At 69.8% G+C, this 24,741-nt stretch carries 19 protein-coding genes; 15 read left to right on the top strand and 4 right to left on the bottom strand.

All coding sequences use genetic code 11. The annotated features are described in order from the left end of the window. The 6 genes from J4573_RS10870 to J4573_RS10845 are packed head-to-tail and all read left to right on the top strand — an operon-like array spanning nucleotide 1 to nucleotide 6,337. Entirely contained in the window at nucleotides 1–1,059 is a 1,059-nt protein-coding gene (locus J4573_RS10870; RefSeq protein ID WP_208255230.1) for an MCE family protein, read from the top strand. Then, nucleotides 1,059–2,132 carry an MCE family protein gene (locus tag J4573_RS10865; protein WP_208255229.1) on the top strand — a complete coding sequence of 358 codons (1,074 nt, stop codon included), beginning with the start codon at nucleotides 1,059–1,061 and terminating at the stop codon, nucleotides 2,130–2,132. The genes J4573_RS10870 and J4573_RS10865 overlap by 1 nt, the downstream gene beginning before the upstream one ends. Further along, entirely contained in the window at nucleotides 2,129–3,190 is a 1,062-nt protein-coding gene (locus J4573_RS10860) for an MCE family protein (protein WP_208255228.1), read from the top strand. The genes J4573_RS10865 and J4573_RS10860 overlap by 4 nt, the downstream gene beginning before the upstream one ends. Further along, on the top strand, nucleotides 3,187–4,260 hold the full coding sequence (locus tag J4573_RS10855) for an MCE family protein (RefSeq protein WP_208255227.1): 1,074 nt from the start codon (nucleotides 3,187–3,189) through the stop codon (nucleotides 4,258–4,260). The genes J4573_RS10860 and J4573_RS10855 overlap by 4 nt, the downstream gene beginning before the upstream one ends. Next, entirely contained in the window at nucleotides 4,260–5,546 is a 1,287-nt protein-coding gene (locus J4573_RS10850) for an MCE family protein (protein ID WP_208255226.1), read from the top strand. Before J4573_RS10855 ends, J4573_RS10850 begins: the two co-directional genes overlap by 1 nt. Before the next feature lie 26 nt (nucleotides 5,547–5,572). Next, nucleotides 5,573–6,337, top strand: a complete 765-nt coding sequence (locus J4573_RS10845) for a hypothetical protein (protein WP_208255225.1) — start codon at nucleotides 5,573–5,575, stop codon at nucleotides 6,335–6,337. Nucleotides 6,338–6,376: 39 nt separating this feature from the next. Here the strand turns inward: J4573_RS10845 and J4573_RS10840 are convergent, their stop codons facing one another. Then, complete coding sequence (locus tag J4573_RS10840; protein ID WP_208255224.1) at nucleotides 6,377–7,033, bottom strand: maleylpyruvate isomerase N-terminal domain-containing protein; 657 nt, start codon at nucleotides 7,031–7,033, stop codon at nucleotides 6,377–6,379. A 112-nt stretch (nucleotides 7,034–7,145) separates the two neighbouring features. On the opposite strand from J4573_RS10840, the gene J4573_RS10835 reads away from it, so the two are divergent. Beyond that, nucleotides 7,146–7,583, top strand: coding sequence for an SRPBCC family protein (locus J4573_RS10835; protein WP_208255223.1), 438 nt, complete (start codon nucleotides 7,146–7,148; stop codon nucleotides 7,581–7,583). A 4-nt stretch (nucleotides 7,584–7,587) separates the two neighbouring features. Here the strand turns inward: J4573_RS10835 and J4573_RS10830 are convergent, their stop codons facing one another. Beyond that, on the bottom strand, nucleotides 7,588–7,977 hold the full coding sequence (locus tag J4573_RS10830; RefSeq protein ID WP_208255222.1) for a DUF6221 family protein: 390 nt from the start codon (nucleotides 7,975–7,977) through the stop codon (nucleotides 7,588–7,590). Nucleotides 7,978–8,171: 194 nt separating this feature from the next. On the opposite strand from J4573_RS10830, the gene J4573_RS10825 reads away from it, so the two are divergent. Further along, the gene (locus J4573_RS10825; RefSeq protein WP_208255221.1) at nucleotides 8,172–10,133 is read left to right on the top strand and encodes an NPCBM/NEW2 domain-containing protein; all 1,962 of its coding nucleotides are present in this window, start codon (nucleotides 8,172–8,174) and stop codon (nucleotides 10,131–10,133) included. Then, on the top strand, nucleotides 10,130–12,430 hold the full coding sequence (locus J4573_RS10820; RefSeq protein ID WP_208255220.1) for a glycosyl hydrolase family 95 catalytic domain-containing protein: 2,301 nt from the start codon (nucleotides 10,130–10,132) through the stop codon (nucleotides 12,428–12,430). The genes J4573_RS10825 and J4573_RS10820 overlap by 4 nt, the downstream gene beginning before the upstream one ends. Nucleotides 12,431–12,452: 22 nt before the next feature. Here the strand turns inward: J4573_RS10820 and J4573_RS10815 are convergent, their stop codons facing one another. Both J4573_RS10815 and J4573_RS10810 read right to left on the bottom strand, forming a co-directional pair. Next, nucleotides 12,453–13,241: a hypothetical protein gene (locus tag J4573_RS10815; RefSeq protein ID WP_208255219.1), complete on the bottom strand. Its 789-nt coding sequence runs from the start codon at nucleotides 13,239–13,241 to the stop codon at nucleotides 12,453–12,455. After that, nucleotides 13,238–14,410, bottom strand: coding sequence for a glycoside hydrolase family 88/105 protein (locus tag J4573_RS10810; protein ID WP_208255218.1), 1,173 nt, complete (start codon nucleotides 14,408–14,410; stop codon nucleotides 13,238–13,240). Before J4573_RS10810 ends, J4573_RS10815 begins: the two co-directional genes overlap by 4 nt. Before the next feature lie 222 nt (nucleotides 14,411–14,632). Here J4573_RS10810 and J4573_RS10805 point away from each other — a divergent pair, with 222 nt between their 5' ends. From J4573_RS10805 to J4573_RS10775, 6 genes are all read left to right on the top strand, one after another. After that, nucleotides 14,633–17,095, top strand: a complete 2,463-nt coding sequence (locus J4573_RS10805; protein WP_208255217.1) for a PQQ-dependent sugar dehydrogenase — start codon at nucleotides 14,633–14,635, stop codon at nucleotides 17,093–17,095. A gap of 88 nt (nucleotides 17,096–17,183) precedes the next feature. Continuing rightward, nucleotides 17,184–19,358 (top strand): discoidin domain-containing protein, encoded by a 2,175-nt coding sequence (locus J4573_RS10800; protein WP_208255216.1) that lies wholly within the window; start codon nucleotides 17,184–17,186, stop codon nucleotides 19,356–19,358. Between the two features lie 7 nt (nucleotides 19,359–19,365). Continuing rightward, entirely contained in the window at nucleotides 19,366–21,276 is a 1,911-nt protein-coding gene (locus J4573_RS53865; RefSeq protein WP_243772812.1) for a glycosyl hydrolase family 28 protein, read from the top strand. A gap of 28 nt (nucleotides 21,277–21,304) precedes the next feature. Then, entirely contained in the window at nucleotides 21,305–22,918 is a 1,614-nt protein-coding gene (locus tag J4573_RS10785) for a CBM35 domain-containing protein (RefSeq protein WP_208255215.1), read from the top strand. Further along, nucleotides 22,915–23,901 carry a chitinase gene (locus tag J4573_RS10780; protein WP_208255214.1) on the top strand — a complete coding sequence of 329 codons (987 nt, stop codon included), beginning with the start codon at nucleotides 22,915–22,917 and terminating at the stop codon, nucleotides 23,899–23,901. Before J4573_RS10785 ends, J4573_RS10780 begins: the two co-directional genes overlap by 4 nt. A 150-nt stretch (nucleotides 23,902–24,051) precedes the next feature. Beyond that, nucleotides 24,052–24,702: a TetR family transcriptional regulator gene (locus J4573_RS10775; RefSeq protein ID WP_208255213.1), complete on the top strand. Its 651-nt coding sequence runs from the start codon at nucleotides 24,052–24,054 to the stop codon at nucleotides 24,700–24,702. Nucleotides 24,703–24,741: the final 39 nt, after the last annotated feature.

Genomic DNA, 24,741 nt, shown 5'->3' with positions numbered 1-24,741 from the left:
ATGGCGCGAGGTTCCGAACGGGCCCGCTCGAGAGCGTTCCTGCTCGCACGGATGTCGGCCTATCTGCTGGCGACCGGCGCGCTGACCGCGTTCATCGCCATGCAGATCGCGCGGGTCGGCTTCACCGGCGGCTACCACCTGACGGCCACCTTCGACGACGCGAGCGGGCTGCACGCGGGCGACCGGGTGAAGATCGCCGGCGCGCCGGTCGGGCAGGTGAGCGGGGTCGCCGTCGTGGACGGCCGCGCCCGCGTCTCGCTCACCGTCGACGAGGACGTCACGATCCCCTCCGACAGCGAGGCGGCGATCCGCTGGCGGGACGCGATGGGCCACCGCGTGGTCTACCTCATCCCGGGGACCAGCACCGAGAAGATGCGGCCCGGGACGCACATCTCCCGGACCCGGTCGGTCGTGGACGCCAGCGACCTGCTCGACCAGCTCGCGCCGCTCACCCGCAGCCTGAACGCCGACGACGTCAACACCCTGCTCGGCGCGCTCGCACAGGCGCTGGACGGCAACTCCGGCAACGTCAGCAGGCTGATCGCCAACGTCGACACGCTCTCGTCCACCATCGCCGTACGGCGCCGGACGCTGTCGCAGATGCTGTCGGACTACGGCGCGGTGACGGGCGTGATCGCCAAGAGGGACAAGCAGATCCGGCAGGCCATCGACAACCTGGTGACGTTGAGCGACGCCTACACCCGCAACAGCGGCCTGGTGGACGACACGCTGGTGCAGGTCTCGCGGATGAGCAAGACCGCCGACGACGTGTTCGGCAAGAACGCCGACCAGGTCGCCACGACGCTGGACCGGCTGGCCGTGCTGACCAGCGGGACCCGCCGCAACACCGACCTGCTCGTCAAGGTGCTCGCGGACGCCGGGCCGAAGCTCCAGCACTTCTTCTCCACGGTCGACCGAGGACATTTCATCAACCTCGCCGCTCCGTGCGTCAACATCGCGGGCCCTCCCTGCCCGTACGCGACCAAGCTGCCCGAGCGGACCGGATCGATCGCCTCGACCCGGTCGCTGGAGGACCTGCTGATCGGACGGCGGCCCTGATGCGCACACCCTCGTTCCGCACCCCAACGCTGCGCCGGCCGTCCCTGCGCGGCATGTCGTTCCGCGACCGCGATCCGATCGCCGTGGGCCTGGTGTCCTCGCTGGTCCTGGTGCTGCTGGTCGTCACCGTCTTCTTCACCGGCACCATGGGCCTGCTCCAGGACCGCTACAGCATGTCCGGGGTCTTCACCGGCACGGGCGGGATCAGGTCGGGGGACGAGGTCCGCGTCGCCGGCGTGCGCGTCGGCGAGGTGACCGGAGTCCACCCCGACTTCCGGAACGGCCAGGTGATCATCGACTGGAAGGTCGACAGCAAGGTGCATCTCGGCACGGCCACCCGCGCCGAGATCAAGACGGCCACGATCCTCGGCGGCCGGTATCTGAAGCTGTCCGGACCGGTCTCGACGCCGTACGTCCAGTCCCTGCCCGCGTCGCGGCGGCGCATTCCCGCCGACCGCACCGGCACCCCCGAGACCGTCAACGACGTGCTGAAACGTACGACCCACGCGGTGGACAAGCTCGACACCGCCGACCTCAACAAGGTCATCGACCAGATCGGCGGGATCAACGACCAGACCCGCGGGCGGCTCGGCCACTCGCTGAAGAACCTGTCGGCCCTGGCCTCGGAAGTGGACGAGAACGACCCCAAGATCCGTGAGCTGCTGGAGAACGGCGACCACGTCCTCGGCATCGCCGCCGACAAGGACCAGCAGCTGTCGCAGCTGCTGCAGGGCGCGCAGGCGATGCTCGCCGAGCTCCGCAGGCGCCGGGACGAGCTGACGACGTTCCTGGGCAGCGGCAGCGCGGCGCTGGGCAGCATCTCGCAGCTGATCGACAAGCAGCAGGCCAAGCTCGTCTCGGTCGTCGCCGACCTGCGCAGCACGCTGAGCAGGCTGCGTCCCGAGCTCGGTTCGCTGAACAGCCTGCTGACCTGGGCGGGACCGACCCTCAGCGGCATGTCGAGCGTCGGCGGCTACGGCCCGTGGGTCGAGGCCATCGCCACCGGTCTCGGCCCGCTGTCCCCGGGGGACCTGGCGCGGCTCGCGGCCGCCTCGCCGAAGGGAGGCTCATGAGAGCCCCACGCCCGACCGTCCTCAGGCGAGCCGCCGCGAGCGTCCTGGCGCTCTCGGTGGTCGCCGCGACCGGCGGCTGCTCCGTCGTCGGAACGGGACCCTCCACGTACCGGATGACCGCCTACTTCGCCAAGACACCGTCGCTGTACCCCAAGGCGCGGGTGCAGGTGATGGGCGCCAACGTCGGCACGGTCGAGTCGATCCGGCCCGAGAACGGGCACGTGCGGGTCGAGATCTCCGTCCGGCGCGACGTTCCGGTCCCCGCCGACGTCCACGCCGAGATCGCCGCCATCGACGCCCTCGGCGAGCGCAACGTCATCCTCTCCCCGCCGTGGCGGCCGGGCATGGCGAAGGCGGCGGCGGGCACGCGGATCCCGCAGGAGCGCACCGACCTGCCCGTGGAGGTCGACGACGCGCTCGCCGCGTTCACCAAGCTGACCCGGTCGGTCGACCCCGGCCAGCTCCGCAAGCTCACCAAGGGCGGCGCCGACGCGCTGAACGGCAACGGCGCCGACATCAACAGGACACTCGAAGCCACCGCCGGCCTCACCCACGACCTCGCCGGTCAGGACCAGCGCATCGTCAGCCTGGCCACCAACCTGCGCACGTTCGCCGCGGGCCTGAACCGCAAGGACCGCGACCTCGGCGGCACCATCGACGACATCGCCGAGGCCGGTCGCCTGCTCACCCAGGAACGCGCCCGGCTGCAGAACTTCCTGTCCGGGATGATCGCGATGATCCGCAAGAGCGGCGTGCTCATCACCGCCTACCAGGAGACGCTGCCGAGCGCGGCCGCCGACATCTCCAACATCGTCATGTCGCTCAAGGCCAACAGCGGATCGCTGAACCAGACCATCGGCGCGCTGTCGCGGTTCACCAAGGTCGTCATCTCCGGCTGGGACCGCAAGAACCACGTCGCGGTGCTGCGCGTGGTCCTCAACGCCACCGTCCGGGCCTGGCTCCAACCGCTGTTCGACGCCATGGGCTGGGGACGGGTGCCCTGCATCCCGGACAACCCGGCCCTCGCCAACTGCCCCAAGACGAGGGGAAGCAAATGAGGACACCGGCCGTCATCGCCACGGTCATCGTCACGGTGAGCGGCGCGTCGGTCTTCGCCACCGGCTGCTCGCTCCAGACCGCGGGCGCGCCCAAGGGCGGGGAGAACCTCTCGGCGACCTTCGACGATGTGCAGAGCCTGGTGGTCGGGCACGGTGTCCAGGTGTCGGACGTACGGATCGGCACCGTCACCCGGATCCGCCTGGCGGGCTATCGAGCCCAGGTCACGATGTCCCTGCAGAAGGGCCGTCGGCTGCCGGTGGGCACCACCGCCACGATCGCCAAGACCTCGCTGCTCGGCGAGAACTACGTGCGTCTCAACCTGCCCGCCGGCCGCGGCATGAGCACCGGCCCGTTCCTGCCCGACCACGCGGCGATCACCCAGACGTCGGTCGCGCCCGACCTCGAGGAGATCACCACGCAGGTCGGGCCGCTGCTCGCCGCGCTCGGCGGGCAGGACGTCTCGACCATCGTCGGGACCTCGGCCGCGACCGTGAACGGCAAGGGGGAGCAGCTGAACAGGCTGATCGCCCGGGTCAGCACGGTCAGCGACAGTTACGCGGCCGCCAGCCGCGACCTGGGCACGGCCCTGGACCAGCTCGCCAAGCTCGGCCGTTCGCTGGAGGCGGGCAAGGAGGACATCGACCGGCTCCCGGGCAACGTCGCCCTCGCCACGCAGCGGCTCAAGGACGACCGGGGACGGCTCAAGGAGGGCATCCAGGGGCTCCTCGACCTCGGCCGCTCGTTCAACGCGCGGATCCAGGAACGCCACGCGCCGCGGCTCGCCGCGCTGCTCAAGCGGACGAACGCGCTCCTCGCCTCAGCCGTACGCGGAAAGGAAGACCTCAAGACGCTCGCCACCGAGGTGCTGACGTTCCTGAGATCCCCGCGCGTCACCTATGAGGGCCAGGTGCTCCTGTACTTCTGGGTCAAGGGCTTCCTCCCGTCATCGGGTGCCCAGAACGCGCAGACCCCTCCGGCGAAGAACGCCGGTCCGAACGCCGGCCCGTCGGCGCAGCCGCGGCCCTCCAACATCCTTCCGGACCTGGATCACCTGGTGGGGCCGCGCTGATGAGACCTCGCATCCTGATCAACCTCGCGTTCTTCGCCCTGCTCGGCATCGTGCTGGCGTTCTGGGCGGGCGGGACGCTGATCCGCGTCGACGCGGTGGAACGGCCGTACCACGTCACGGCCGACTTCACCTCCTCGCCGGGGCTCCGCCACGACCTGGAGGTCACCTACCTCGGCGTCGGGGTCGGCCGGGTCGGCACCGTGCGGCTCGAGACGGGCAAGGTCACCGTGCGGCTCGACCTCGACCACGGCACGCACATCCCGGCCAACGCGCGCGCGACCGTGCTCCGCAAGTCCGCGATCGGCGAGCCGTACATCGACCTGTCCCTCCCGAACGAGTCACCAGGGCGCCCGTTCAAGGACGGCGACAGCATCCCGCTGTCACGGACCGCCGGGACCGTCGACTACAAGCGGCTGTTCGACGACTTCAGCAAGGCGCTCGAGGCGGTGAACCCGAACGACGCCCACACCGTCGTGCGGGAGCTCGCCGTCGGCCTCGCCGGGCGCGGCGACTCGATCCACGGGATCATCGGCGACACCCACCAGCTCACCTCGACGCTGGCCGACAACTCCGCGCTGCTCGACGACCTGTCGGTGCAGCTCACCCAGCTCACCCACACCGTGGCCGGTCACCGGGGGCAACTCGCCTCGGGCGTGAACGACCTGGATTCCTTCACCGCGTCGCTCACCGCCTCGCGCAAGCAGTTCGACGCGATCCTGGAGCAGGGCCCGACCTTCCTCGAACGCGCCCGGACGATGGTCGACACGGCCCGCCCGAGCCTCGACTGCCTGCTGGACGCGGCCGCCACCCCCGGTCCGCCGATCTTCACCGCGAAGACCTCCGCGACGGTCCGGCAGATCCTCATCACGATCCCGACCTTCAGGGCCCTGGCCGAGGACGTCACCCTGACCACCGGCGGCCACACCTACATCAAGGCCCGGCCGATGATCAGCGTCGCCGGCGTCCAGGCCGCCGAGGAGTATCCGACCCCCATCCCGCAGCCCGTCGCGCCACCGGTCTCACGCTGCCCGGCCGCCACCACGACCAGCGCGAAGACCGGCGAGAAGAAGACCGGCAAGGGGACGGACGTCGCGGACACGACCCCCTCGGCGAGCCCGGATCCGACCATCACCGGCTCGCCGGTCGCCGGGAACGAGCCGTCGAACTCCCCGGGGATCGACACCGCGCGGCTGCTGCCCCTGCTCCCGATCGTCCTCGGCGGCGTCGTCCTGCTCTGCGTCGTCGCCAACACGCTCCGCGTCGCCGTCCGCCGGCGCTCCGAATAGTCCGCCTACGCCTCGAGGAGGCCCGCATGAAGACCGACACCGAGAAGGCTGCACCCTCCGAAGAGACCGAGACGGCTGAAGACGCCGTTCAGGAGGAACCGACCGAGCCCGCCGAGGCCGAGGCTGAAGAGAAGAAGCCCGAGGAGAGCGAGCCCGAGCCGCCGCAGAAGCAGTCGTCGGTGCGGCGAGCGCTCGAACTGGCGCGTGGCTCCGCCCTGGCGACCCGGGTCCTGGTCCTCCTGGTGCTGGCGGCCTGCGTCATCACGGCGGGGCTGCAATGGCGCGAGGCGGGCAGGCTGAACGACCGCGAGAGCACCCGCGAGCAGATCCGGACCCGCGCCGGCGAGTTCGGGCAGGCCCTGCTCAGCTACAACCACAGCGACCCGGACGCGGCCCGTAAGCGCGTCCTCGGGTTGTCGGCCACCGACTTCGCCAAGTCCTACGACGTGGCGTTCAACGACGGCCTCAGGGGGATCATCACCAAGCTGAAGGCGGACGCCACGGCCAGCGTGCGGACGGTGTACGTCGACAACGTCCAGGGCGACAACGCCAAGGCCATCGTCGTCATGGACTCCGAGGTGAAGAGCACCGCGGGCACCCGGCGCGTCCTGGGCTCCTACCTGGAGATGGACCTCGTACGGCAGAGCGGCGCATGGATGATCAAGTCGGTGAACTCGATCGGGGCGCTCAATGAGAGCCTCACCAAGCCCGACGGGACACCGGTCTCCCCGTCACCGTCCTCCAAGCCCTCGAACGACCCGCTGAGCCCCCCGACCGGCTCCGGCGACTAGCGGGCCGGCGGGTCGAGCGGGCCGGCGGGTCGCCGCTCCTCAGCCGACAACGAAGGGGAGGCGCGCGGCGAGCGCGCCTAGCTCGGCCCGCTCGGCGTCGGTCGGGGCGCGGCGTCCGGTGCCGACCCGCAGGGCGTCGCTGTCGGAGAACGAGCCGGGGAACGCGGTGCCCGCGAACTGCTCCAGCATCTCGCGGGAGCGGGCCAGGCCCTCGGCGGGCGGGCCCGCCACGTCCGGCAGGTGCGCCACCAGGTCGAGGTGGTGCAACGTCCATTCCCACACGTAGGCGGACAGGTAGTCGCCCGCGGTGAGAACCATGTCCTGCGTGATGACGCGCAGGGCCGGGTCGGCGAGCTCGGCGGCGCGGCCGGCGGCGGCGCCGACGTCGTCGAGGTGGAACTTCAGCAGCCGCGGCTCCTCATAGGCGGCGGCCAGCCGGACGATCAGCGCGTCGAGGTCGTCCTCCCCGGTCGGCGGCGTCTGGGACACGGTCCAGTAGGTGATCGCGTCGTGCGTCGGCTCGGTGCCGGCGGGCGTCACGAGGGTGATCAGAACGTCCTGGGCGTCGATGACCAGGTGGCAGACGAGGTCGCGGACGAGCCATCCGGCGCAGCCCGACGGCCGCTCGAAGTGTTCGTCCGGAAGCTCGGCGACGGCCGTGAGCAGCGCCGCCCACGTGCGTGAGAAGAGATCCACATCGGCACGCTAGTGCGCGTTCTTGAGGGTGAACAAGCGCATTTCGCGGTCACACCGTGCCGCCGCCATCCGTCATATCAACAAGTGAGGAATTCAGGCGGAAGGAGCGACGATGGCATCGTTCGTGCACGAGATGGAGATCGCGAGGCCGCCGGACGTGGTGTTCGGCTACGCCTGCGACCCGTCGCGGTTCCCCGAGTGGCAGCGCGACGTGGAGAGCGTGCGGGTGGAGGGCGACCGGGTGGAGGGCGACCGCTTCGTCACGACCCGCCGGATCGGGCGGTCGCGGCGGACCATGACGCAGGAGGTCACGCGGAACGAGCCCCCGGTGGCCTGGGCCGCCCGGGGGACCGGCGGGCCGGTGCGGCCGAACGCGGAGGTGGTGATCGAGCCACTGGACGGCGGCACGCGCAGCCGCGCCACGTTCGTCCTCGACTTCGAGGGTCGGGGCATCGGCCGGCTGCTGGTGCCGCTGGTGGTCCGCCGGATGACGCGCAGGTACGCGCCGCTGAGCTTCCAGCGGCTCAAGGAGATCCTGGAGAAGAGCTGAAGGGTCAAGAGCCGGGGCGCCAGGCCTCCTGGTAGGCGGGGTGGTGGTCGTACACCTCGGCCAGGAGGCGCAGCGTCGTCTCCCACGGATCGACATATTGCTCGCCGCGGCCCTGCGAGGCCCGCCAGGCGTTCTTCTCGTACTCGGCGATCAGGCGGCGCCTGGTCTCGACGTCGCGCAGCACGCGGGCGGGGTCGTGGCGGGCGATGTGCTCGGCGTAGGTGAGGTTCTCGGCGGACGCGACGGGAGCGGGAGCGGGGGCGGCGTCGGAGTCGGGTGAGTCGACGACGATCTGGCCGGCGGGCAGGGCGCGCCAGGGGGCGGCGGCGCACGCCCGGGCCAGCGCCTCGTCCTTGTCGATCCGGGCGCGGAGGAAGTCCACCAAGTCGCTCATGCCGCCATCTTCTCCCGAGCGTCGGACGTTCCCCAGGCGATGGCGAAGAGGTCAGACCACTTTCGAAAAAAACTGCATGTAAGCGCTTTCTATCGCCCGGATTCCGTGTGAAGATCCGACCTATGTGGAGAGCGCTGGTAGCCGTGTTCAGTCTTGTGGTGTTCGCCGTCGCCCCCATCCGAGCGGAGGCAGCCGTGCCCGACTCCCCGGACCTCGCCCTGCCGGACGGCCTGGCCGCGACGCCGCCGATGGGGTTCAACAACTGGAACGCCACCGGATGCGCGATCAACGAGCAGATGATCCGCGACACCGCCGACCTGTTCGTGTCGACGGGCCTGAAGGACGCCGGATACCGCTACGTCAACATCGACGACTGCTGGGCCGAGCCGCAGCGCGACCCGCGGACGGGCCGGTACGTCGCGCACCACGAGCGGTTTCCGAGCGGGATCAAGGCCATCGCCGACTACGTTCACGCCAAAGGCCTGAAGCTCGGCATCTACACCAGCGCCGGCACGCAGACCTGCGCGAAGACCATGCCCGGCAGCCTCGACCACGAGGACCTGGACGCGCAGACGTTCGCAGACTGGGGCGTCGACTACCTCAAGTACGACAACTGCAACAACCAGGGCCGCGCGGCGCTCGAGCGCTACACCAGGATGCGGGACGCGCTGAAGAAGACCGGCCGCCCCATCGTCTACAGCCTCTGCGAGTGGGGCGAGAACAAGCCCTGGGAGTGGGGCAGGGACGTCGGGCACCTGTGGCGGACCACCGGGGACATCACCGACACCTGGACCTCGATGGTCGGCATCCTCGAACAGAACGCACCCCTCGCCCCCTACGCCGGCCCGGGCCACTGGAACGACCCGGACATGCTGGAGGTCGGCAACGGCGGGATGACCGGCCGCGAGTACCGCTCGCACTTCAGCCTCTGGGCGACGATGTCCGCACCGCTGCTCATCGGCTCCGACCTGCGCAAGGCGACCCCGGAAACGCTGGAGATCCTCGGCAACCGTGACGTGATCGCGGTCGACCAGGACTCGCTCGGCGTGCAGGGCACGGTGCTCCGCAAGGACGACGGGCACTGGGTCTTCGTCAAGCCGCTGGCGGGCGGTGATGTCGCGCTGACCCTGTTCAACCAGACCGAGAACGCCGCCACGATCGGCGCGACCGCGTCCGAGTTCGGCCTGCCCAAACGTCCGTCCTACGTCGTCCGGGACCTGTGGGCGCACCGCGACTTCGAGAGCGCGGGCACGTTCAACGCCTCGGTCCCCGCGCACGGAACGGTCATGTACCGGATCAAGGCGGGCGGCGACTGGTGGCGGCAGCCGCCGCTGGGGGAGTACGGCCTGACGCTGTCGCCCGCCGCCCAGGGCATCCCGGGGACCATCACGCCCGCCGGACGGCCGTTCACCGCCGACCTCAGCGTCACCAACCGGGGCCGTGCACCGCTCCTGCGCGCCAGACATGAGATCGCGGCGCCGTCAGGCTGGAAGGTCCAGCCGCTCGGCCGCGGCTCGACGCCCATCCTGCGCACCGGCCAGAAGCTCACCGCACGCTTCCGCGTCACGCCGCCCGCCGACCAGGCACCCGGCTCCTACACGCTGAACGCGTCGCTCGCCTACGCCTCGGTGACCGGTCAGAAGGTCCGTTCGGCCGCGACCGAGAGCCTGGTCGTCCCGAAGGCCGTACCGGCGGGCACGACCAACCTCGGCGACGCGCCCTGGGCCACCGCCCGCAACGGGCTCGGCCAGGTCGAACGCAACACCTCCGTCGGCGGCGCCCCGCCCGGCGACGGCAAGACCCTCACCATCAACGGTAAGACCTATCCCACCGGGCTCGGCACGCACGCGCCCGCCGAGATCGTCTTCTTCCTCGACGGCCGCTGCACCTCGCTCGGCGTGGACGTCGGCATCGACGACGAACGAGATCCGCGGCCCGACCCGACGCAGGGCACGGCGAGCTTCGAGATCTGGGCGGACGGCATCAAGGCCGCCGACAGCGGCCGCCGCACCTGGCAGGACGACGCGGTCCACCTGAACGGCGACCTCGGCGGCGCGTCGTTCCTGCGCATCGTCACCAACCCGACCTCCGACGGCTTCCGCTACGACCGCGGCGACTGGGCGGGCCCGGTCCTCACCTGCAAGGCGGCCTCATGAACGACATCTCACGCCGTACCGTGCTCGGCGCGGCCGTCGCCACCGCCGGCGCCGCCATGGTCCCGGCCCCGGCCTCCGCAGACACCGGCCTCATCGACGTGGACGTCGACTGGGGACGCTTCCTGGCGGCGTCCGACCTGATCTGGAAGCGGATGCCGCAGACCTGGTACGAGGGGCCGTTCCTCGGCAACGCGTTCCTCGGCTCGGGCATCTACGCCGAGCCCGGCGCGAACGCGATCCGCTTCAACGTGCAGCACAGCCAGGTGCAGGATCACCGCCCGCAGTACGGCTCGCTGTTCGGCCTCGCCCGCCTGCCCATCGGCTACCTGACCCTGGAGCCGGTGGGCGCGATCACCGGCGTCGACTGGCGCCTCGACCTCTGGAACGCCGAGTTGCGCGGCACGGTCACCACGGCGTCCGGCAGCTTGGAGCTGCGCGCCCTGGTGCACAACGACCGGTCCGTGCTCGCCGTCGAGGTCCGGCCGAGCGCGGGGGAGAAGGGCTTCCGCTGGGCGTTCCACCCGGCCAAGGCGATCAGCCCGCGGGCCGACCCGATCTTCAACAAGCCGCCGCCCGACGGCTACACCGCCAACCCCGACGCGACGGTGACCCGGCACGGCGACCTGGAGGTCATCGTCCAGCCGCTGCTGGCGGGCGGCGAGCACGTCACCGCCTGGCGGGAGACCGGCCGCGGCACGGCCCGCACGCTGCATGCGGGCGTCGCGTGGTCGTTCCCCGAACGCACCGCCGAGGCCCGCGCGGTGCGGATGGTCCAGGACGCCGCGCGCCGCCCGCTGACCGCGCTCGCCGCCGACCATCGGGCCTGGTGGCACGGCTACTACCGCAAGAGCTTCCTGTCGCTGCCCGACCAGCGGATGCAGGCGTTCCACCTGATCCAGCTTTACAAGATCGCCTCGGCGGCGCGGCGGGACGCGCCCGTGATGGCGACCAGCGGCCCCTGGCTGGAGCCGACGCCCTGGCCCGCGACCTGGTGGAACCTCAACGTCCAGCTCGAGTACTGGATGATCCACGGCTCCAACCATCTGGAGCTGGACGCGGTCACCGCCAGCCTCGACCGCTACCGCGACCGGCTGGTCTCCCAGGTGGACCCCGCCTACCGCTCCGACTCGGCGGGCATCCCGCGCACCACCGACATGACCCTGCTGAACGGCGGGGGATCGGGCAACAGCGGCTTCCCGGTCGGCGTCCCCGGCAAGGAGTCGCCGACGCCCGAGGTCGGCGACCTGACCTGGGCGCTGCACAACGTCTGGCTGTCGTACCGGCACACGATGGACACCGGGATCCTGCGCGACGTCGTCTACCCGCTGCTGCGCCGGGCGATCAACTACTACCGGCACTTCCTGGCGCCCGGTCCGGACGGCCGCCTGCACCTGCCGTTCACGTTCTCGCCCGAGTACGGCGTGAACGCGCCGGACTGCAACTACGATCTCGCGCTGATCCGCTGGGGCGCCCGCACCCTGCTGGAGTCGGCGGCCGTCCTGCGCGTGAACGACCCGCTGATCCCGGCGTGGAAGGGCATCCTCGCGGGGCTCACCGACTACCCGGTCGACGCCAACGGCTTCATGATCGGCGCGGGCGTGCCGTTCGCCAAGTCGCACCGGCACTACTCGCACATGCTGAGCGTCTATCCGCTCTACGACGTGACGTGGGAGCGGCCGGACAAGCGGTCCCTCATCGAGACCTCGCTCAAGCACTGGATCAGCTTCGAGGGAGCGCTGCAGGGCTACAGCTTCACCGGCGCGGCCTCCATCTCGGCGCAGATGCTGCGCGGCGACGACTCGGCCTTCTACCTGTCGGAGCTGCTGCGCCGCTTCGTCCAGCCCAACACCATGTACAAGGAGTCCGGCCCGGTCATCGAGACGCCGCTGTCGGCCGCGCAGACCCTGCACGACATGGTGTGCCAGAGCTGGGGCGGCGTGATCCGCGTCTTCCCGGCCCTGCCCGCCGCCTGGCCCGACCTGGACGTGCACGACTTCCGTACGCAGGGCGCGTTCCTGCTGTCGGCCGTGCGCAAGGCGGGCCGTACCGACTTCGTGCTGGTGAAGAGCCTGGCCGGCGCGCCCTGCGTGCTGCGCACGGGCATCGCGGGCGAGCTGAAGGTCCGCGGCGCGTCCGGCCGCCGCGTCCCGTGGCGCACGCTGCCGAACGGCGATGTCGAGATCGGCCTGCGCCGGGGCGAGGAGGTGGTGGTCCATGCCGCGGACCGCCGCCCCGAACTGCGGGTGGGCCCGGTCGTGCCGGCCACCACCACCCCGCCCTGGGGGCTGCCGAGCTGACCGGGTCAGCCGGGCCGGGGCTCTACGCGAGCTGGTAGCCCTTCATGTTCTTGATCAGGAGGTAGCAGTCACGTAGCGAACCGGAGGTGTCGCCGAGAGACCGGTAGATGCCCCACTTGGGCCGCACGCGGTCGGCCAGGAAGGTGTCGACGCCGGTCTTCTTGGCGTCGATGACCGTCGTGCCGCCGCTGTGCACGGCCCAGCGGACGCTGCCCGCCGAGCCGTTGCCGATCTTCATCTCGTACTCGATGTCGATCCACTTGTCGTGCAGCGGCTCGAGGTCGACGCGGCCCACGAGCACGTCGCCCTCGATGACCTTGTGCTCGATCGTCTGCCTGCCGCTCACCCGGCGCAGCGAGGTCACCGTGATCGGGCTGGTGCCGCTGCCCGGCTGCTTGGTCTGCATGATGTGGGTGAACGTGGTGGTCGCCAGCAGCGAGCCCGGGATGAACATCGAGTAGGTGATGCGCCAGGTCTCGCCGGACTTCATCTGGAGGTAGGAGCTGCTGCCCGTGCGCATCCCGGTGACCTCCTGGCGTTGCCGGTCGGTCATCGTGTCGCGGTCGACCTTGTGCATGTTCCAGCGCCAGTGGTCGTCCTCGGCGAAGATGTGCGGATGCCCGGCCGGGTGCGAGTTCGCGCGGTCGTCCTCGATCGTCTCGAACGCGCGCAGGCCGTCCTTCTTCGGGTCGGGGGACCAGCGGAGCTTCCAGGAGGGCGCGGCCATGAGGCGCGATCCTACGGGGAGCCCGGCGACGGCCAGGCCGCCGACCGCGCCGTAGGTGAGGAACTCGCGGCGTGATGAGGTCATCGGGACTCCGTTCGGATCAGCTGCTCGTTCATGATCAGGAATGCGCCGAGGCCGTGGAAGTCGTTGGTCTTGCGGCCGCGGCCGTAGTAGTAACCGAGCGAGTCGTCGACGTTGGTGCCCTCGGAGATGTTCGTGAGGTTGGTCAGGCCGTCCGAGCCCTGCGAGATGCGGGCGAGCACGCCCTGGTAGCCCTTGCGCGCGACGTCCTTGTAGGAGGCGTCCACGTAGCCGCGTTCGACCGCGCGGGAGATCGTGAAGGTGTACATCGACGAGCAGGAGGTCTCGGTCCAGTTGCCCGAGGCGTTCGGCTTGTCGACCACCTGCCACCAGCGGCCGCTCGCCGGGTCCTGCCAGCGCGCGTACGCGGGGACGAGCGTGCGGATGATGTCGACCAGCGCCGCGCGCCGCGGGTGGTTCGCCGGCAGCTGCTCCAGCACGTCGATCGTCGCCATCCCGAACCAGCCGATCGCCCGGCACCAGGAGATGCCGTTGGTGTTGCCGAGGGAGGGCTTCACCCAGCTCGCCGTCAGCCCGCCCGGCTCGTCATAGGCGTGGTAGAGCAGCCCGGCCGAGGTCCCGGTCGTGCGCAGCAGATGGCTCGCGTACACCTGGATCTGCTTGGCGGACTCGTCGTTCCCCCAGGACGCGTCGCCGAACTGCTGGCCGTAGCGGATGACGAACGGGTTGACCATGAACGCGCCGTCGCCCCACAGCTGCCCCTGCCGCGAGTCGGACGTCGAATGCCACCACCCGCCGTCCTTGGTCCGCGGGTAGGTGTTCAGCCGGGTGCGGATCTTCTGCGCGGCGACGCGGTAGCGCGCCTGGCCGGTCTCCTTGGCCAGCAGGAGCAGCACGTTGCCGGACTCCATGCTGTCCAGGTTGTTGAAGCTCTGGTCGATCGTGCCGTCGGCGCCCACGAACCGGTCCGCCCAGTTCTTGATGTAGGTCAGGTAGCGGGCGTCGTGCGTGCGCTGGTAGACGAGGTACTGCCCGTACATGTACAGGCCCGTCGTGTAGCCCCAGCCGCCGGCCGATCCCGGCGAGTGGCGGCGCATCGTCGACTCGACCACCGCCGCCGACCAGTCGGCGGGAGCCTTCGCGGGGGCCGCCGTGGCGGGGAGCGGGGTGAGCGCGGCGCCGAGGAGCAGGGCGACGCTGGGAATGATCATTACTGACCCTCCTGATGGTGTGTCCCCGAAGATACATCGGATGTCTAGTTTGTAAAGGTTCTTAACTTAGACCTTCCGTCTAATGAGATCGAACCTCCAGTACACAGGCGTCTTTCAGGTATTCAGTCCGTGTGATGTGAAATTTCAAGGCGTTGACACCGCAGCTGCCGCATGACATGACGTCATGCAAAGATCCAACCTTTCCGGAAGACGGAGGGATCCATGCGGCCCCTTGGTTCGTGGAAGACCCGACCGCGTGCGGTGGCGATGGCAGTGGCGCTGCTGCTCGTCGCCTGGGCGCTGTCGGCCGTGCCGGCCGCTACGGCCGGGGCGGCGGCGCCCGTCCGGTACGAGGCGGAGAGCGCGACGATCACCCAGGGGGCGGTGGAGTCCGACCACACCGGCTTCTCCGGCACCGGGTTCGTCAACGGCGACAACGTGACGGGCAGTTCGGTCGAGTGGACGGTGAACGCGGCGAGCGCGGGCCCCGCGACGATCGCGCTGCGCTACTCCAACGGCACGGCGGTGAACCGCCCGATGGACATCACGGTGAACGGCACCGTGGCGTCGGCGGCGCGCGAGTTCGCCGCCACCGCCAACTGGGACACCTGGGCGACCTCGACGTTCACCGCCACCCTCAACGCGGGCGCCAACAAGATCCGCGCGACCGCGACGACCGCCAACGGCGGGCCGAACCTCGACTATGTCGAGGTCGAGTCCGCGGGCGCTCCCTCCAGTGACTACCAGGCGGAGAGCGCCAAGATCACCCAAGGCGCCGTCGAGTCCAACCACGCCGGCTACACCGGCACCGGCTTCGTGAACTACGACAACGTGACCGGCTCCTCGGTCGAGTTCACCGTGAACGCCGCGAGCGCCGGACCGGCCTCGCTGGACTTCCGCTACGCCAACGGCACGACCACCGACCGGCCGATGTCGATCGCGGTCAACGGGACGGCGGTGGCGGGCAGCCTGTCGTTCCCCGGCACCACGGACTGGACGACCTGGCAGGAGATCAAGGTCAACGCCACGCTCAAGGCGGGCGCCAACACGGTGACGGCGACCTCCACCACCGCCAACGGCGGGCCCAACCTGGACCGGCTGCGCGTCGGCGCTCCCTCCGACACCGAGCAGCCGAGCGTCCCGGGCCAGCCGGTCTGCGACGCGGCCGACATCACCGAGAACTCGATCAAGCTGAGCTGGCCGACCTCGACCGACAACGTCGGCGTGGTCGCCTACGACATCTTCAATCTCGGCCAGAAGCTCGCCGAGGCTCCCAACCCGCCCGGCTCCCCGCACACCATTACCGGCCTGTCGCCGAACACCACCTACACGATCTCGGTGTTCGCCCGGGACGCCGCGGGCAACGTCTCGCAGAGCAGCCCCGAGGTGACCTGCAAGACCAAGGCCGGCGAGAACCAGCCGCCGTCCGCGCCCGGAGGCCTGACCGCCTCCGGCGTCGGCTCGACCAACGTCAGCCTGAGCTGGTCGGCCTCGACCGACAACGTGGGCGTCACCTCCTACGTCATCCGCAACGACGACAACAACGCCGTCATCGACCAGGTGAGCGGCAACCCGCCCGCGACCAGCCGCAACGTCACCGTGCTGGCCTGCGACACCGCCTACCGCCTGCATGTGGTGGCCAAGGACGCGGCGGGCAACACCTCGCCGAAGAGCAACGTGGTCAGCTTCAGCACCAGCGGCTGCGGCAACACCCCGAGCACGCCCGCGCAGGTGTCGACCGGCTGGGACGTCCCGTGGGACATCTCGTGGGCACCCGACGGCTCGTTCGGCCTGGTGACCGAGCGCGACACGTTCAAGGTCTTCAAGATCAACAAGGACGGCTCGGGCAAGACCCAGGTCGGCACCGTGCCGAACGCGCAGACCACCGGCGGCGAGGGCGGCCTCATGGGCGTCGCGTTCTCGCCTACCTGGAACGGGTCCGGCGACCGCGAGGTGTTCTTCATGCACACCGCGTCGGAGGGCAACCGGATCGCGAAGATGAACTTCGACGGTTCCGCGCTCTCCGGCTACACCGCGATCGTCACCGGGATCAAGAAGAACCGCTACCACAACGGCGGCCGGATCCGTTTCGGCCCCGACGGCTACCTGTACGCCACCTGCGGTGAGGCGCAGACCCCCGACCTCGCCCAGGACAAGAACTCCCTCAACGGCAAGATCCTGCGCGTCACCAAGAGCGGCGACCCGGCCCCCGGCAACCCGTCCGGCACCCGGATCTACAGCTACGGCCACCGCAACCCGCAGGGCCTGGCCTGGGACTCGGCGGGACGCCTGTGGGAGTCCGAGCTCGGCGACTCGACCGCCGACGAGATCAACCTGATCCAGCCCGGCAAGAACTACGGCTGGCCGACCTGCGAGGGCACCTGCGGCACGTCCGGGATGACCAACCCGAAGAAGACCTGGCCGGTCGCTCAGGCCTCGCCGAGCGGCCTGGCCTACGTCAACGGCGCGCTGTTCATGGCGGCGCTCCGCGGCCAGCGGATGTGGCGGATCGTCCTGAACGGCGAGAACGTCACCTCCGCCAACTCCTACTGGAACGGTACCTACGGCCGTCTGCGCGCCGTGGTGAAGGTGCCGGGCGCCAACGCGATCTGGTTCGGCACGACCAACTCCGACAACAACGGGGACGGCACGGCCGACCGCATCTTCCGGTCCAACGTCGGCTGATCTTGCCCGACTACTCAGCACTGCCCGTGGGGGGACGACCCCCCACACCCCCCGAGCCGACTTCGTCGGAATCAGAAGGAAGGCTGTCATGCGGTCACCGCTCCGGGCTCTCTCCAGCAGAGTGCTCGCGACGCTGGCCTCCGCACTGGTGGTGCTCGCGGTCACGGCGGTCTGCGCCGTGACCGCGGCACCGCCCGCCAAGGCGGAGCTACAGCACCCGCGCCAGGCGTTCCTGCGCGCGTCCCTCGGCGAGCTGTTCCTGCACTGGGGGATGCGCACCTCCCCGGCGCACACCAGCTGCGGCGCGTGGGAGTCGGCCGTCACCGGTGGCGGCTGGAAGCCCGAGTACTGGGTGAACGAGGCCAAGAAGCTGCACACGCAGTACCTCGTGCTGGCCACGTTCCACAGCAGGCTCGGCTACGCCCGCCCCTGGCCGTCGGCGATCCCCGGCAGCTGCAGCACCAAGCGCGACTTCCTGGGCGAGCTGATCACGGCCGCCGAGGCGCAGGGGATGCGGGTCGTCCTCTACATGACCGACGACCCGCAGTGGTGGAACGAGGGCCTGCCGTCGGGGCAGAGCTGGCTCAACTCCTCGGCCTACTCCTCCTACAAGGGCCACACCGTCGACCTGAAGACCCGCGACGGCTTCGGCGAGTTCTCCTACGACAACTTCGTCGAGATCATGCAGCGCTACCCGAAGCTCGGCGGCTTCTGGATCGACAACGACAACGCCTACTGGGAGCGCAACGGGCTCTACGAGCGGATCCGCCACGACCGGCCGGACTTCACGCTCAGCAACAACAACGAGGACACGCCGATCATGGACATGATCAGCAACGAGCAGAAGACCGGCATGTCCCCGTCCTACGACTACCCGCAGGCCGTCTACACCGCCGCGCCGCGCCTGACCGAGGCCGACTTCAAGCTGCCGACCAACGGCTCGTGGTGGTACACCGGCACCGACAACGCCGTCGACTACAAGCTCACCCTCGGCCGCCTCATCACCAACGCCGGATCGTCGATCAAGGCGCTGATGGCCGAGACGCCGATGAAGAACGGCCGGATGCCGCCCGCGCAGGAGGCGTTCAACAACTTCGCCGACACCTACCTGGAGGCGATCAAGCCGTCGCTGATCGGCACCGAGGGCGGCGGCTACATGTACGGCGGGCTGCAGCCCGGGTTCTGGAACGACGGCGCGCACGGCGTCACCACGGTCAGCAAGACCGACCCGAACCTGCACTTCGTGCACGTCGTCACCAAGCCGTCCGGCGGCACCCTGAAGGTGCGCGACAACGGCTACAAGGTCTCCGCGGTCACCAACCTGCGGACCGGGGCCGCCGTGAGCTTCAGCCAGAGCGGCGGCACCCTCACGCTCAGCGGCATTTCGAGCTGGGATCAGTACGACACGGTGTTCAAGGTCGTCACCAGCGGCCGTGAGGGCATCCTGCCGCCCTCCTCGTACACCATGAGCGCCAGCGCCTCGGCGAGCGGCCACCCCGCCTCCGCCGCGGCCGACGGCGACTACCTCACCTACTGGGACGCGGGCTCGGCGCAGCCGGTGTCGCTGCGGTTCGACCTCGGCTCGGCCAAGCGGATCCAGTACATCGGCATCAACCAGCGCGAGGACTCCACCACCTACCCCGCCTCGGGCTCTGCGCGGATCCGCGACTACCGGGTCTACGTCAGCGACGACGGCACGAACTGGGGGAGCCCCATCAAGACCGGCACGCTGCCCAACCACCGGGGCGTGCAGATCATCGACCTGCCCGTCACGACCGCGCGGCACGTGCGGCTGGAGAAGGTGAACAGCCAGGGCACCGCAAGGCTGCGGGTGGACGAGGCGTGGATCGGCACGTCCTACGCGGGCGGCGGGACGGCACCGGGTGGCCAGTACGAGGCGGAGAACGCCACGATCTCGCGGGGCGTCGTGGAGTCCGATCACGCCGGCTACTCGGGCACCGGCTATGTCAACACCGACAACGCCGCCGGGCCGTACGTGGAGTGGAAGGTCGACGCGGCGCAGGCCAGGTCGCACACGCTCGGCGTCCGCTACGCCAACGGCCCGGCCGCCGACCGTCCGATGGACGTCACCGTCAACGGCACGGTGGTCGCCGCCGCGCGGTCCTTCCCCTCGACCGGGAGCTGGACCGACTGGGCGACCAGCACGCTCACGGTGCCGCTGAACGCGGGGGCGAACACGATCCGGGTCACCGCGACCTCGGCCGAGGGCGCGCCCAACCTCGACATGATCACGATCGGATGAGGTTCCCATGCGATCAGCTCTGACCAGACCGCTCGCCCGGCTGGCGGCGATCCTGACGGCCCTGGTGGTGGCGGTGACCATCACCGAGGCGGTCACCGCCGCCGCCACGACCCACTCCATCACGCACATGGCGGGCACGTTCAACGTCCGCGACTACGGCGCGGCCGGGAACGGGTCGACCAACGACACCGGCGCCGTCAACAAGGCGATCGACGCGGCGGCGAACGCGGGCGGCGGGACCGTGCGGTTCCCGTCGGGCTCGTACCGTTCGGCCGGCACGATCCACCTGAAGAGCCATGTGACGATCCAGCTCGACTCCGGATCGACGATCCTCGGCTCGCCGAACGACACGTACGACGCGCCCGAGTCCAACCCCAACGACGACTACCAGGACTACGGGCACAGCCACTTCCACAACGCGATGATCTGGGGCGACAGGCTCACCGACATCGCGTTCACCGGGTCGGGCACGATCGACGGCGGCGGCAACCTGATCACCGGCAACCCCAAGTCCGGCGAGGCCGACAAGATCATCTCGCTGACGCGGTGCGACGGCCTCACGGTCGGCGGGATCACGCTGCGCCGTGGCGGCCACTTCGCGATGCTCACGAACGCGTGTAACAACATCACCTCCGACCACCTGCGGATCGACACCCAGAGCGACCGGGACGGCTGGAACGTCATCAGCGCCCAGCACGTCACGATCACCAACGCGGACATCTCCGCCAACGACGACGCGCTGGTCTTCAAGAGCGACTGGGCGCTAGGCCAGACCTACCCCAACGGCGACGTCACCGTGACCGACGCCAAGCTGTCGGCCGCCTGCTGCAACGCGCTGATGTTCGGCTCGGAGACCTGCGGGAACTTCACCGGATACCACTTCGAGCGGATCAGCATCAACGGCGCCGACAAGTCCGGCCTCGGCATGGTCTCGATGGACGGCACGGTCATCTCCGACGTCCACTACAAGGACATCACGATGACCAACGTCCGCAGCGCGATCATGCAGAAGATCGGGACGCGGCGAAGGTGCGGCGGCAGCCCAGGGGTCGGCCGGATCGAGAACATCACCTACGACAACGTGACCTCGTCCGGGCAGAGCAGCAGCAACTTCACCGCCACGCTGTGGGGCGAGTCCGGCACCAGCAACCGGATCCGCAACGTCACGTTCACCAACGTGAACCTGACAGTCCCCGGCGGCAGCGGCTGCGTCGGAACCGGCGTGCCGAGCAACGACCCCAAGGACTACAACCCCAAGAGCATCGGCACCCGGCCCTCCTACGGCTGGTACATCCACGACGCGCACGACATCAAGTTCGTGGACAGCTCCGTGCAGTTCGTGAAGAACGACTGTCGGCCCGCCGTCATCGCCAACACCGGCAGCGGGGTCACCTTCCAGCACTTCACCTACGAACGCGGCAGCAGCAGCTCGTTCGACCTCGGCTTCCAGTCGGTGACCGACTACTGCGTCGCCGACAGCGGATCGCCGCGGATCAACGCCAGCGGCGGCTCCACCTCAGGCTGCTCGACCCCGCCGCCGGGCGGCCGGGTGGAGGCGGAGAACGCCACGATCTCCCAAGGCGCGGTCGAGTCCGACCACGCCGGGTTCTCGGGGACCGGGTTCGTCAACTACGACAACGTCACCGGCTCGTACGTGGAGTTCCAGCTGAACGCCGCCCAGGCGGGCGACACGACGCTGACCCTGCGCTTCGCCAACGGGACCACGACCGACCGGCCGATGGACATCACCGTCAACGGCGCCGTCGTGTCGGCCGGTCACTCGTTCCCGGGCACCGGCGCCTGGACGACCTGGCAGTCCGCCACCCTCACCGTCCCGCTGAAGGCGGGCGCCAACACCATCAGGGCCGCCGCGACCACCGCCAACGGCGGCCCGAACCTCGACTACGCGGAGGTATGACCCCGTGCTCCCCGCTCTAGGGGCCGTGGTGCCCCATGCCCGAAAACCGACCGCTGTCCTGACGGCGCTCGCCGCGGCGGCCGCGGTGGCCGCGGTGGCCGCGTTCAGCGCTACGCTTCCGGCTCGTCCGGCGCTTGCTTTGGAGAACGGCCTGGCCCGCACGCCCCCGATGGGGTTCAACAACTGGAACGCCACGCAGTGCGGCGCGGACTTCAACGAGGCGATGGTCAAGTCGATCGCCGACATCTTCGTCGCGCGGGGGCTGAAGGCCGCCGGTTATCAGTACGTCAACATCGACGACTGCTGGGCCGAGCAGAAGCGCGACTCCGGTGGCAACCTCGTGCCGAACAAGACGCGGTTCCCGAACGGCATCAAGGCCGTCGCCGACTACGTCCACTCCAAGGGCCTGAAGTTCGGGCTCTACACCTCCGCCGGGACCAAGACCTGCAACGGGACCGGCGGTTTCCCCGGCGGGCTCGACCACGAGCAGCAGGACGCGAATCTGTTCGCGAGCTGGGGCGTCGACTACCTCAAGTACGACAACTGCAACAACCAGGGCGTGGACGCCCAGCAGCGCTACACGCGCATGCGCGACGCCCTCGCCCGGACCGGCCGCCCGATCGTCTACTCGATCTGCGAGTGGGGGAGGACCGGGCCACCGCGCGTATGGGAGTGGGGCGAGCCCGTCGGCAACCTGTGGCGCACGACCGGCGACATCAGCGACAACTGGTCCAGCATGATCGGCAAGGCCCAGGCCAACCGGGCGCTCGCGCAGTACGCCGGGCCGGGGCACTGGAACGACCCGGACATGCTGGAGGTCGGCAACGGCGGCATGACCGCCGCCGAGTACCGCACCCACTTCAGCCTCTGGGCCGTGATGGCCTCGCCGCTGCTCATCGGCTCCGACCTGCGCAAGGTGTCCGACGAGACGTTCTCGATCCTGGAGAACGCCGACGTCATCGCGGTCGACCAGGACAGGCTCGGCCGCCAGGGGACCGTGCTCAGCTCGTCGGGCGGCAAGGTCGTCTACAGCCGCACGCTTGCGAACGGCGATCGCGCGGTCGCGCTGTCGAACGAGACGACCTCGACGGCGACGATCTCGACGTCGGCGAGCGCGATCGGGATGGGCGGGTCCGCCTCGTACACGCTCAAGGACCTGTGGTCCAAGGCGACCCGCACCACGACCGGCGCGATCAGCGCCTCGGTGCCCGGCCACGCGACCGTGCTCTACCGGGTCTCGCGGGACGGCACCTCGCAGCGGTACGAGGCCGAGGACGGCACGTTCAGTACCGGTACGACCGTCGATCACAACCACTCGGGCTACTCGGGCGCGGGCTTCGCCAACACCACGAACGCGACCGGCAGCTTCGTCCAGCTCACCGTCGACGCCCCGAAGGCCGGCACCTACGCGCTCGCCTTCGACTACGCCAACTCCGGCGGCGCCGACCGGCCGACCGGCCTCACCGTCAACGGCGCCGCGGCGGGATCGGTCGCGTTCCCGGCCACCGGCGCGTGGAGCCTGTGGCAGACCGCCATCGCGACCGCCCCCCTCAAGGCGGGCGCCAACACCGTCCGCCTGACCGCCACCGGCACCGGCGGCGTTCCCAACCTCGACTTCCTCGACCTGGAGGCCCCCGCATGAGAAAACGCACGATCCTCGCCGGCGTCGCCTCTCTGGCCCTGCTGGCCCAGATGCCCGCCGCGACGGCCGAGGCACGCGAGCAGCAGAAGCTGGCGGCTCCCGGCATGGCCGTGGCGCCGTACGAGTACTTCGGGTGGGGCAGCCCGCCGAACCCCGTCTCGGTGATGAACGCGACCGGGGTCAGGTGGTTCACGCTGGCGTTCATCCTGGCCAACGGTGGTTGCGACCCGGCCTGGGACGGTTCGCGGCCGCTCACCGGCGGCAACGACCAGTCGAAGATCAACGCGATCCGGGGCGCGGGCGGCGACGTCGTGGTGTCGTTCGGCGGCTGGAGCGGGTCCAAGCTCGGCGAGAAGTGCTCCAGCGCCTCAGCACTGGCCGGGGCGTACCAGAAGGTGATCAACGCCTACAAGCTCAAGGCGATCGACATCGACATCGAGAACACCGAGTGGTCCAGCGCCACCGTCCGCCAGCGGGTCATCGACGCTCTGAAGACGATCAAGAAGAACAACCCGGGGATCACCACGATCATCACGTTCGGCACCACCTCGTCCGGGCCGGACTCGACCGGCGTCGACATGATCAAGCGGGGTGCGAACTCCGGGCTCGCCAACGACGTGTGGGGCATCATGCCGTTCGACTTCGGCGGCGGCTCCACCAATATGGGCTCGCTGACGACCAAGGCGATGGAGGGGCTGAAGGGCCGGGTGAAGTCGGCCTACGGCTACAGCGACACCGAGGCCTACTCGCACATCGGTCTGTCGTCGATGAACGGCAAGACCGACGACTCCGGCGAGCGGGTCCGCATCCAGGACTTCCAGACGATGCTCGCCTACGCCAAGCAGCACCACATCGCCCGCCTGACCTACTGGTCGGCCAACCGGGACCGCGCGTGCGGCTCGGGCAGCGACGGCGACTCCTGCAGCGGCGTCTCCCAGCAGCCCTACGACTTCCTCAAGGTCTTCGTGCAGTACACCGGCTAGGCCCTGAAGCGATCAGGCAGCACACATCACACCCCCTCCGGCCGCCGCCGGAGGGGGTGTCGCCGTACAGTATTGGACACACCGTCAGTGCCGAGAGGGGTCCCGGATGCGACGTCCACGCTCTGATCCGCATGGCGTACGGTTCTGTTCATGACCGCGAGCACGGTGACGACGGGATCACGGCGTGACCCCGACCGGAGGCGTGCCCTGCTGGAGGCCGCCGACCGGGTGATCCAGCGGGAGGGGCCCGAGGCCTCGATGGCCTCCATCGCGGCCGAGGCGGGGATCAGCAAGCCGATCCTCTACCGCCACTTCGGCGACAAGAGCGGGCTCTACCAGGCGCTCGCCGAGCGGCACACGCGCAAGCTGATCGAGGGCGTCCGGACCGAGTTCTCCCGGACCGACTCGATCCGCGCCCGCACCCGCACGACGATCGACACCTACCTGTCGACGATCTCGGCGAACCTGAACCTCTACCGGTTCCTCATGCACCGCGCGAGCGCCGAGGACGCGGCCACCCACAGCGCGATGAGCACCATGATCCGCGGGCTCAGCACCGAGCTGGCCGAGGTCATGATCGCCGAGGGCGAGCTGGCCGACCGCACCCGCGCCTACGTCTGGGGCCACGCCGTGATCGGCATGGTCCAGACGGCGGGGGACTGGTGGCTGGACCACACCGACGAGGTGCCCCGCGAGACCGTGGTGGACAGCCTCGCCGACCTGATCCTGGGCGGCCTGCCCGCCGCCGCGCTCTCCTCCGGCCCCTCCGCCCACGTCCTGGAACTGTTCCGCGACGAATGACCCGCCCCGACGGCCGGCCGCCCCGCCAGCCGCTTGTAG

Source organism: Actinomadura barringtoniae (assembly GCF_017573505.1).
Taxonomy (GTDB): Bacteria; Actinomycetota; Actinomycetes; order Streptosporangiales; family Streptosporangiaceae; genus Spirillospora; species Spirillospora barringtoniae.
The sequence above is the reverse complement of the archived record's forward strand: the minus strand, read 5'-3'. Positions and strand labels throughout refer to the sequence as shown.

What these genes read in the sequence shown, in the direction of transcription:
- J4573_RS10835 (WP_208255223.1), top strand. Translation starts at nt 7,146, where the DNA reads ATGGCATCGTTCGTGCACGAGATGGAGATCGCGAGGCCGCCGGACGTG.
- J4573_RS53865 (WP_243772812.1), top strand. Translation starts at nt 19,366, where the DNA reads ATGCGATCAGCTCTGACCAGACCGCTCGCCCGGCTGGCGGCGATCCTG.
- J4573_RS10865 (WP_208255229.1), top strand. Translation starts at nt 1,059, where the DNA reads ATGCGCACACCCTCGTTCCGCACCCCAACGCTGCGCCGGCCGTCCCTG.
- J4573_RS10850 (WP_208255226.1), top strand. Translation starts at nt 4,260, where the DNA reads ATGAGACCTCGCATCCTGATCAACCTCGCGTTCTTCGCCCTGCTCGGC.
- J4573_RS10870 (WP_208255230.1), top strand. Translation starts at nt 1, where the DNA reads ATGGCGCGAGGTTCCGAACGGGCCCGCTCGAGAGCGTTCCTGCTCGCA.
- J4573_RS10855 (WP_208255227.1), top strand. Translation starts at nt 3,187, where the DNA reads ATGAGGACACCGGCCGTCATCGCCACGGTCATCGTCACGGTGAGCGGC.
- J4573_RS10810 (WP_208255218.1), bottom strand. Translation starts at nt 14,410, where the DNA reads ATGATCATTCCCAGCGTCGCCCTGCTCCTCGGCGCCGCGCTCACCCCG.
- J4573_RS10830 (WP_208255222.1), bottom strand. Translation starts at nt 7,977, where the DNA reads ATGAGCGACTTGGTGGACTTCCTCCGCGCCCGGATCGACAAGGACGAG.
- J4573_RS10845 (WP_208255225.1), top strand. Translation starts at nt 5,573, where the DNA reads ATGAAGACCGACACCGAGAAGGCTGCACCCTCCGAAGAGACCGAGACG.
- J4573_RS10775 (WP_208255213.1), top strand. Translation starts at nt 24,052, where the DNA reads ATGACCGCGAGCACGGTGACGACGGGATCACGGCGTGACCCCGACCGG.
- J4573_RS10805 (WP_208255217.1), top strand. Translation starts at nt 14,633, where the DNA reads ATGCGGCCCCTTGGTTCGTGGAAGACCCGACCGCGTGCGGTGGCGATG.
- J4573_RS10820 (WP_208255220.1), top strand. Translation starts at nt 10,130, where the DNA reads ATGAACGACATCTCACGCCGTACCGTGCTCGGCGCGGCCGTCGCCACC.
- J4573_RS10860 (WP_208255228.1), top strand. Translation starts at nt 2,129, where the DNA reads ATGAGAGCCCCACGCCCGACCGTCCTCAGGCGAGCCGCCGCGAGCGTC.
- J4573_RS10800 (WP_208255216.1), top strand. Translation starts at nt 17,184, where the DNA reads ATGCGGTCACCGCTCCGGGCTCTCTCCAGCAGAGTGCTCGCGACGCTG.
- J4573_RS10780 (WP_208255214.1), top strand. Translation starts at nt 22,915, where the DNA reads ATGAGAAAACGCACGATCCTCGCCGGCGTCGCCTCTCTGGCCCTGCTG.
- J4573_RS10815 (WP_208255219.1), bottom strand. Translation starts at nt 13,241, where the DNA reads ATGACCTCATCACGCCGCGAGTTCCTCACCTACGGCGCGGTCGGCGGC.